The organism is bacterium, assembly GCA_021372775.1.
GTDB lineage: Bacteria > Acidobacteriota > Polarisedimenticolia > J045 > J045 > JAJFTU01.
On sequence record JAJFTU010000112.1, the window covers coordinates 1 to 6,770 of the forward strand.

A 6,770-nucleotide genomic window follows, 5' to 3' on the forward strand; every position below is an offset into this window, starting at 1 on the left:
TGACCGCGGTCGGCGCTTGCGCCTTTCCGATGGCCCCGTCCCCAAGGCGGGGCGGGAGACAACAGTATGCCGTCGTCGTTCCTGCGCTGGGCGCCCTTCGCGCTCGTCGTCGCGACCCTCGCCGCGCCTCACGCCCAGGCCTCGGGGTTCCACATCCTCGAGCAGGGCGCCAAGTCGTCCGCCGAAGGGGGCGCGTTCATCGCCCGGGCCGACGACGCCTCGGCCCTGTACTTCAACCCGGCCGGCATCGCGTTCTTCGACGGCCCACGGACGCTGGGCGGCTTCTCCGGCGTCTACCTCGGCCGGATCTCCTTCACGCCCGACCAGGACGTGCGCAAAGGGATCATCCCCGCTCCGTACAACGCGCTCTTCAACGGCGGCGAGCGGAGCATGAACGAGCACGTCGGCACGCCGATCCACTTCTACTACGCGCAGCCGCTGCAGGGCACGCCGTTCGCCGTCGGCCTCGCGGTCACGACGCCGTTCGGCCTGAAGACCGACTGGTCCGACCCCGCGGCCGACACGCGCTTCGCTTCGTGGCTCACCGACCTGCGGACGTTCGTCTACAGCTTCAACGGCGCCGCGCGCCTCGGCGGCGGCTGGGCCGCGTCGATCGGCCTCGACTACGCCAAGGCCGACCTCGAGGACTACAGCCGGCGCATCCTCGTCCCGGTTTCGGGCGTCGGGGCCTTCGAGTACGACATGAACGCCAACGGCAAGGGGAACAAGTGGGGCTTCGACGCCGGCCTGATGTGGAAGGGGGCGCACGGCTGGTCGTTCGGCGCCGTCTACCGCAGCAAGTTCGACATCAACGCCGAGGGCGGCGTCAGCATCACGCCCGCGGGCGCCGTCCCGGCGCCGATCGACGCGCAGATCCGCAAGATGCTGCCGAGCAGCGCGGCGAGCGGAACGTTGAAGCTCCCCGCGGTCTACGGCGTCGGCGTCGCCTACACCGGCGACCCGCGGTGGGAGGCGGAGTTGGACGTGCGGCGCATCGCGTGGAGCCACTTCGACTCGATCCCGCTCGACCTCGAGCAGAACACGCCGATGCTCCCCGACCAGACCGTCGCCGAGAACTGGAGCGACGCGACGTCGTACCGCCTCGGCGGCGCCTACAACTTGAGCCCGCGCCACCAGCTTCGCGCCGGCGTCTACTACGAGACGTCGCCGATCCCGCTGAGCACGCTGCGCCCGTCGATCCCGGACAGCGACCGCACGGGCGTCTCGCTCGGCTACGGCGGGAAGTTCGGGAAGTTCACGCTGGACGCCTACTACCTCTACATCAGCGGCAAGACGACGACCGTGACCGCCGCCGACGCCGACCTCTCCGGCTCGCTGCTCGAGGAGGCCTCGCGGCTCGGCACGTACCACACGCGCGTGGACTTGGTCGGGTTCTCGATCGGCTACCGCTTCTGACGCGCGCGACGGGGCGCGGGTCGCGGCCCTTTCGGCCGCGGTCAGCTTTCTGCGCTTTTGCCGCAGAAACGACTGGCGCGCGGAAGGCGGCCCGTCGATAATCGCCTGACTGGGGTCAGCGGGCCGACGACTCGGCCCGCGTCCGTCAAGCGGTTCCGCCCTCCCGGGTGGGACGGGAGGAACCACAACATGCCTTTGCCCTGCCGACTCGGGGCGCTTCCGGCGCTCGCCGTCGCGTTCGCCGTCGCCCTCCTCGCCGCGCCTCAGGCCTCCGCCTCGGGCTACCACGTCCTCGAGCAGGGGGCGAAGGCCTCCTCGGAGGCCGGCGCCTTCATCGCCCGCGCCGACGACGCTTCGGCCATGTACTTCAACCCGGCCGGGATCGCCTTCCTCGACCGGCCGCAGGCCCTCGGCGGCTTCTCCGGCGTCTTCGTGGGACGGATTTCGTTCACGCCCGACCCGGCCGCGCGGCAAGCCGTCCCGCCCCCCTACGACGCGCGCTTCAACGGCGAGGAGACGAGCCTCAAGTCCCACGTCGGCACGCCGGTTCACTTCTACTACGCGCACCCGCTCGCCGGCACGCCGTTCGCGCTCGGGCTCGCCGTGACCACGCCGTTCGGCCTCAAGACCGACTGGACCGACCCTTCGGCCGACACGCGCTTCGTGTCCTGGCTGACCGAGTTGCGGACGTACGTCTACAGCTTCAACGGCGCGGCGCGTCTCGGCGGCGGCTGGGCGGCGTCGATCGGGCTCGACTGCACCAAGGCGGACTTGCGGGACTACAGCCGCCGCGTCGTCGTTCCCGTGGCGGGCTTCGGCGCCTACGAGTACCTGCTGAACGCGAGCGCCAAGGGAACCGAGTGGAGCTACAACGGCGGCCTGATGTGGAAGGGCGCGGGCGGCTGGTCGTTCGGCGCGGTCTACCGCAGCAAGTCCGACGTGCAGGCGGACGGGAAGGTCAACATCACGCCGGCCGTCGCCGTTCCCGGCCCGATCGCCGATCGGATCGCGCTGCTGCTGCCGAGCGGCCCGGCCCACGGGACGATCAAGCTGCCAGCGACCTACGGCGTCGGCGTCGCCTACGCCGGCCGCAGGTGGGAAGCCGAATTCGACCTGCGCCGCATCGCCTGGGGCCACTTCGACAGCATCCCGCTCGACTTCGAGAACAACACGCCCGCGCTCCCCGACGAGCCGATCCCGGAGAACTGGTCCGACGCGACCTCCTACCGTCTCGGCGGCGCCTACAACCTCGGCGACCGCCACCAACTGCGCGCCGGGATCTACTACGAGACCTCGCCGGTGCCGCTGAGCACGCTCCGTCCGTCGATTCCGGACAGCGACCGCATCGGCATCTCGATCGGCTACGGCGGGAGGTTCGGCAAGCTCACGCTGGACGCCTACTACCTCTACGTCACGGGGAAGGACACGACGGTCGGCGCCGCGGACATGAACCCCGCCGGGTCGTTGCTCGAAGAGGTCTCGCGCCTCGGCACCTACCACACGCGCGTCGACCTCGTCGGGATGTCGATCGGCTATCGGTTCTGAAGGGCGCATCGCCGCGTCCTCACGGGCGGCCGCGCCGCAGCCGGCGCTCGTCCGCGAACAGGCCGCCCAGCCCGTCGCGGCCGAGCCCGAAGCGCAGCCGGTCCGGGGCGCGGCCGCGGACCTTCAGCAGCGCGCCGTGCTCGCCGGCCTGATGGTGGAAGCGGCAGAGCGTGGTGAGGTTCGACGGATCGTCCGCGCCGCCCTGCGAGCGGTACCGGACGTGATGCTTCTCGAGGTTGGCGCGCGCGGTGCAGCCCGGAGCGGTGCAGCGCCAGCCGTCGCGGTCCAGCACCGGCTCGCGCCGCCGGCGACGCCCCGCCTTCGCCGGATCCCATTCCGACGCGTATTCGCAGAGAAGAGCGAGCAGGCCGACCCAGATCTTCGCGGCCGCCCCGCGCGAGCCCGCGGAAAGGAGGGGTTCGCGCCCCGTCCGCGAGGTTCCGACGACGGAAAACGGCTGGCCAGGTCCTGAGGCCGTCGCGCGGGACGCGTCCTCGTTGATGACCGCGCGCAACGCGACGGAAAACGGCTGGCCAAGTCCCGGGTTCATGACGCGGGACGCGTCCTCGCCGATGGCCGCGCGCAGCGCGATGGAAAACGGCTGGCCAGGTCCCGCGGACGCGGCGGCGCCGCCGACCCCGTCCGCGACGGCGCGGCAAGCGGCGGCCGCGGCGTGCGCGTCGCCGCGCAGCCGGAGCAGCGTCGCCTCCGACAACGCCGCGAGGAAGCGTTCCGCGAGGCCGCGCGGGAGGCGCAGGCGAACGACGTCGTCGTCCACCGACGCGAGCGCGGCGTGGCCGAGGGAGATCATCTCCTCCACCACCGCGCCCGGGCGCACCGCCCGCGACGCGCGCCACTCCGCGTCGGACAGCGGACCATCGCGGCGCAGCCCCGCGCGCCGGCGGCACTCGCGGAGCTCGTCGCGCAGCCGCTTGCAGGTGACCGCGCCCGCCTCGCCGACCCAGCGGCGTTGTTCTTCGCGCGGCAGGCGCCGCACGCCGAACCACTCCGCGAGCAGCGCGATCTTCTCGAAGCCGATATCCCCCGCCTCGAATTCTTCGCCGAGGACCGGCAGCCGCTCGGCCGCGCCCGCGACGTACGCGAGCCGGTTCGCGGTGGAGCGGGCCACGCCGAGGCGTGATTCCGCGTAGTGCCCCAGGTCCGAGTAGCCGTGGACCCGCCACTGGCACTTCCCGCGCATCGCGGCGAGCAGTTCGCCGAGAAGACGGCGCAGCTCGTCGGAGAGGCGGACGAGGCGGAGGAGTTCCTGCGCGAGTTCCGGCGTGGACGCGTCGCGCGCGCCGGCCGCGTCGCAGAGCAGCCGCGCCGCGTCGAGTGTGCGGCGCGCGGCGGCGACGTCTTCGTCTTCCGGCGCGTCCGCGGCGCCGCGCCGCGCCGCCTCGTCTTCGAGCCGCGCGCCCGCGGCGATCCGCTCGAGGCGGCGTTCAAGTTCCGCGAGCGTCGGCCCGAGGCCGCGCCGCATGACGCGCAGCAACGCGTCGTCGCCCGGCGGCCGGCGCCGTTCGGCGTCGAGATCCGCGACGGCCGCGGCGCGCCCCGCGTCGTCGCCGTCGGCCCCACCGTCGGCGCCGCGGCCGAGACGCGCGCAAGCCCCCGCTTCGTGTTCCGCGCAGAGCGCCTCGACGAACGAGGTGCGCGAGACGTCTCCCCCTTCGACGCGGCGGTGGAGTTCGAAGCCGGCCTCGAAGGCGTCCACGATCGGCGCCGGAACGGACAGCTCGAGCAGGACGCGCGCCGCGGGGTCGAACGACGCGGGGTCTTCGTCCCACGCCGTCGCCTCGTCGAGTGCGGCCTCGCCCGCGCCGCTCTGCGCGGCGTCGGCCGAGTTCCCCTCCGGCAAGCGCGCGCTGCCCGGCGCCTCGTCGTCGCCAGCCTTCACGTCCTCGTTCGCCCTCACCTCCTCGGCCGCCTTCACGTCCTCGCCCGCCTTCGCGTCGTCGCCCGCCTTGCGGGCGCGAAGGCGCGCGGCGTTGACGGCGTCGCGCAGCGCGCGCGCCGGCAGCCTTCGCGCCTCCGCAATCCAGACGTCGACCGTCGCGTCCTCCGCGACGCGCGAGATGAGCAGCGCCCCAACGGCGCCGAGCGGCGGGCGGCCGTCTTCGCCGGCGAGGGCCGACTTGAGCGACGGCCAGCGCTCCGCGGCGTCGCCGAGCGCGGCCGCGTCGAGCAGCCAGCGCCCCGAGCGCCCGCACGTTTCGCGCGCGAAATCCGCCGCGCCGCGGTAGCCGAGTTCCGTCCAGCCCCGCCGCTCGCGCAGGCGCGCCGCGCAGCGGCCGAGCGGCAGGACGAGCCGCCCTTGCAGCCGCGCGGCCTGCACCGCCAGGCGGTCCAGCGCCGCCCAGTTCGTCGAGCCCTGCCGCGCGAGACGGCGAAGCTGCGCTTCGCGGCGCGCCTCGCGAAGATCCGCGCGTTCCGCTTCCGAGAGGGGCGTCGCCGACGCGGCGCCGAATTCGCCCGACACTTCGTGCGGCGGATCTTCCGCGCGCCCGGCCGCGCGCCCCGCACCGCCGAACGAGCCGCCCCGCGGCGTCACCGCGAAACGCGCGTCGTGCGGCGCTTGATGGGCGGCGCGAACCCACGCGGCCATGACGCTCATCCCTCCCGCGATGATCTTCGCCTATATATACTTTCGTCTCGCGGCGGGAGCCAGCGGAGTTTTGCGGGCGCCGTCGTTTTCCTCTCAAATGCGGGAAGTAGTTGTAGCGGATGGCGTTAGCGATCTTTCGGCCAAAGGCGGGACGCCGTTCACGCCGGCCGCGGCTTTCGCCTTCCGCTCATCGAAGACGCCCGCCCGCCGCGGCACTTTCGCGCGCCCCTGCGACGCCGCTGCTATGCTTTGCGCCGCGTCGCGCGGCCCGGCTTCGCTGCCGCACCGCGCCCCGCGCGGGACCTCTCCCGCAAGGAGCGCATCGTGCCGATCTCGTCGCTGCGCCGCCCCGAAGCGATCCACTCCTCGGATCACGATGAAGCGGCGCTCCGCGATCTCTTGCGCCAAGCCGGCCTCGACGCGCCGCATGCCGATCGCCCCGACTGGAATCCGTTCGGGGCCTACGTGCGTCCGGGCGGGACGGTCTTCGTCCTCCCCAACCTCGTGCAGCATCGGCTCCCGCGCGAAACGGCCGCGCAGTTCCGCGCCAAGTGCACCGACGGCCCGCTCGTCGCGGCGATCGTCGCGCTCGCGCGCCGCGCCGTCGGCCCCGCCGGCCGCGTCCTCGTCGGCTGCGCGCCGATCCAGAGCTGCGTGTGGGAGCGCGTGATCGCCGACACCGGCCTCGCCGCCGCGCTCGCCGCATCGACCGACGACGGCGCCCACGCAACGGCCGACGCCGCACGCGCAACGCCCGTCGCGCCGCAGGTCGAGCTCGTCGATCTGCGCGGCTGGATCGCCCGCCTCCGCTGGAACGGCCGGCTCACCGGCGCCCCGAACCCCGACGCGCCCACCCCCGTCGCCGTCGACCTCGGCGCCGACAGCGCGCTCGACGAGTTGCCGCCGGGGGCGCACTTCCGCGTCGCCGACTACGACCATCGCCGCACCGAGGCGTGCCACGGCCGCGGCCGCCATCTCTACCTCCTGCACCCGGCGCCGCTCGCGGCCGACCTCGTGATCAGCGTGCCGAAGATCAAGACGCACTCCAAGGTCGGCGCGACGCTCGCGGTCAAAGGGTGCGTCGGGACGGTCGAGCACAAGGACTGCCTCGCGCACCATCGCCGCGGCGACCCGCGCGAGGGAGGCGACGAGTTCCCGCGCTCGAACCCGGTGCTCGCGCTGGCCTCGTGGGCGCAGGATC

Annotated in this window: 4 protein-coding genes; 3 read left to right on the top strand and 1 reads right to left on the bottom strand. The window is 73.4% G+C overall.

Annotated features, from left to right (window positions below; genetic code table 11):
• Positions 1–66: 66 nt before the first annotated feature.
• Both LLG88_03965 and LLG88_03970 read left to right on the top strand, forming a co-directional pair.
• Positions 67–1,416 (top strand): outer membrane protein transport protein, encoded by a 1,350-nt coding sequence (locus tag LLG88_03965; protein MCE5246064.1) that lies wholly within the window; start codon positions 67–69, stop codon positions 1,414–1,416.
• Positions 1,417–1,605: 189 nt separating this feature from the next.
• On the top strand, positions 1,606–2,961 hold the full coding sequence (locus LLG88_03970; GenBank protein ID MCE5246065.1) for an outer membrane protein transport protein: 1,356 nt from the start codon (positions 1,606–1,608) through the stop codon (positions 2,959–2,961).
• Between the two features lie 19 nt (positions 2,962–2,980).
• On the opposite strand, the gene LLG88_03975 is transcribed toward LLG88_03970, so the two are convergent.
• Positions 2,981–5,578: an HNH endonuclease gene (locus LLG88_03975; protein MCE5246066.1), complete on the bottom strand. Its 2,598-nt coding sequence runs from the start codon at positions 5,576–5,578 to the stop codon at positions 2,981–2,983.
• Between the two features lie 315 nt (positions 5,579–5,893).
• Between LLG88_03975 and LLG88_03980 the strand changes: the two genes are divergently transcribed.
• On the top strand, positions 5,894–6,770 hold an 877-nt coding region (locus LLG88_03980), incomplete at its 3' end, for a DUF362 domain-containing protein (protein MCE5246067.1).

Excerpts from the sequence above, each read along its gene's own strand:
- LLG88_03975 (MCE5246066.1), bottom strand. The coding sequence starts at position 5,578 with ATGAGCGTCATGGCCGCGTGGGTTCGCGCCGCCCATCAAGCGCCGCAC.
- LLG88_03970 (MCE5246065.1), top strand. The coding sequence starts at position 1,606 with ATGCCTTTGCCCTGCCGACTCGGGGCGCTTCCGGCGCTCGCCGTCGCG.
- LLG88_03965 (MCE5246064.1), top strand. The coding sequence starts at position 67 with ATGCCGTCGTCGTTCCTGCGCTGGGCGCCCTTCGCGCTCGTCGTCGCG.